Annotated in this window: 2 protein-coding genes; one reads left to right on the forward strand and one right to left on the reverse strand. The window is 31.1% G+C overall.

Annotated elements, in window-relative coordinates; genetic code table 11:
- A partial coding sequence (locus OQ279_RS18850; RefSeq protein WP_266071420.1) for an ABC transporter permease occupies window positions 1–1,028 on the reverse strand: 1,028 nt, incomplete at its 3' end.
- A 285-nt stretch (window positions 1,029–1,313) separates the two neighbouring features.
- Here OQ279_RS18850 and OQ279_RS18855 point away from each other — a divergent pair.
- A complete protein-coding gene (locus tag OQ279_RS18855; protein WP_266071422.1) occupies window positions 1,314–1,970 on the forward strand; it encodes a tyrosine-type recombinase/integrase in 657 nt (218 codons plus the stop codon).
- Window positions 1,971–1,994: the final 24 nt, after the last annotated feature.

Genomic DNA, 1,994 nt, shown 5'->3' on the forward strand with positions numbered 1-1,994 from the left:
TCTCCTTGTTGTATTGCTTGTAATGGTTCGATTTTTTTGATTTGCATACCTGAGAGTGTAGCTCCAATAAAACCGATAATTAGGAAAACTATAGATAATTGTGCTGTTGTTTCAAAGGTTAAATGGAAAGGCATTCCTTCAGGTGCAACCATATTAAAAAATTGGCTAAGTGTAATAGACATAATAAGTGCAATTATTGTAATAAAGAGCATTTGTGTCCACATCATTTTGAATAGTCTGCTTGTTTTTATACCAATTGCTTTTAAAATACCGTATAAACCAACTTTTTGAACGTTCATCATGTAGAAAAAGATAGCAAATAACATTCCACTAATGACAACTAAAAACCAAACAATCATATTTAAAGACATTTGTTCTGCGTTATAACTTGGAATTGTATTGAGAAAATCTTTATTTGAAAATGATTGTAATCCCGTGAATTCTTTAGAAGAATCTCCTCCAGGGGTAAAAATTAATTGCATTTCCATAACTCGATAAATTTCTTGATAATTCTTCATGTTTATATAAGCAACAGGGGCATGACTATATTTCTTTTGATCAACAAAACCCTTTACGATAAACTCACCACTAAATTGATTATTCGTTAAGGTATCTCCAACTTTTATACCTTTATTCTTCAATGAGCTATCTAATATAATTTCCCCATCTTTAACATTTTTAAATAGCTTTGAATCAGTGGATGCAACAAAGGCGACGCTCTGTTGTTTATCATCCTTGTCATTTAGAAAACCCATTTGAATTGAAAATGCCACAGCATCTTTTTGTTTGTTTAATATTTCTTTTTGTATATCACTATCTATTTTTGATAGGTTATAAGTTTCCTCTGCGTCTTTATTCATATAAAATTGCCCTTTTGGTAAATCTTTAATGAGGGCAGCATTGTCTTGGGACAATCCATTCGCCAAACCAGATATTATAAATGTTAATAAACTAACTAGAAAAACAATTGAACCTAAAATCAAAAATCTTACTTTATTTTTCTTAATTTCTTTCCAAGCAATGTTCATCTTTTAATTCCTCCCAAACTCTTTTTAACATCCTTAGTTTATGTCTCGAATATGAACGGAAGATGAACAGGAAATTACATCTAATGTGAATTAGGAAATTAACAATCAACAAAGACAACATTCCTGTAATAAACTTAAGTGAGTGAGATTGAAATTTAAAGTTCTTCACAGTCCTTCACTTAAAATAAAGGGTACAATAACTTAAAAAAAATCTATAAAGCTAGTATATTTTATAGTTTTCAAGCGAATAATGACATTAATAGAACAATTAGGGAGATGTTCATTATGCTTATATCTGAAGCCTGGAATCTTTATAAAGCAGATAAACAAATTCAGGGATATTCCTCTCAAACCTTAAAGGTATACAAAGTGCAAATGTCCTTATTAATCAAATATTTGGGGGATATTAAGATTACTGATATTACTACAGAATCTATTAAATTATATCTTGGAGAAGTTGCAGCTCAGTTAAAAGCATCTAGTCTCTGTCATAGGATTCGTTTTATTAAATCATTGTTTAAATGGGCTCAAGAAGAGAAATATATTTCGATTAACCCGGTAACTACCATTAAAGAACCAAAGCCAGAGAGTAGAATCCCTAAGTTTCTTACAGAAGAAGAAATTGAATTGCTCCGTGAAGTCTGTAAAACAACTTTTGAAAAAGCCTTATTCGAATTTATGTATTCAACAGGCTGCAGGATAGGAGAAGTTGTAAACTTAGATAAGCACTCTATAAATATGGCAGAACAATCCGTTATTGTATTCGGAAAAGGCAAAAAAGAAAGAGAAGTGTATTTTAATACTCGCTGCAGCATTTGGTTAAAAAGATATCTAGAAGAAAGAACCGATGATCAAAAAGCACTGTTCGTTACAATTCGGGCACCGCATCGAATGAGCATTGCACAAATGAGGCATATCATTAAACAAAGCAGGGATAAATAAGTCTATTCATCCACATCAGCTTAG

It is taken from the genome of Salinimicrobium profundisediminis (assembly GCF_026241755.1).
GTDB classification, from domain to species: Bacteria; Bacteroidota; Bacteroidia; order Flavobacteriales; family Flavobacteriaceae; genus Salinimicrobium; species Salinimicrobium profundisediminis.

What these genes read in the sequence shown, in the direction of transcription:
- OQ279_RS18855 (WP_266071422.1), top strand. Translation starts at nt 1,314, where the DNA reads ATGCTTATATCTGAAGCCTGGAATCTTTATAAAGCAGATAAACAAATT.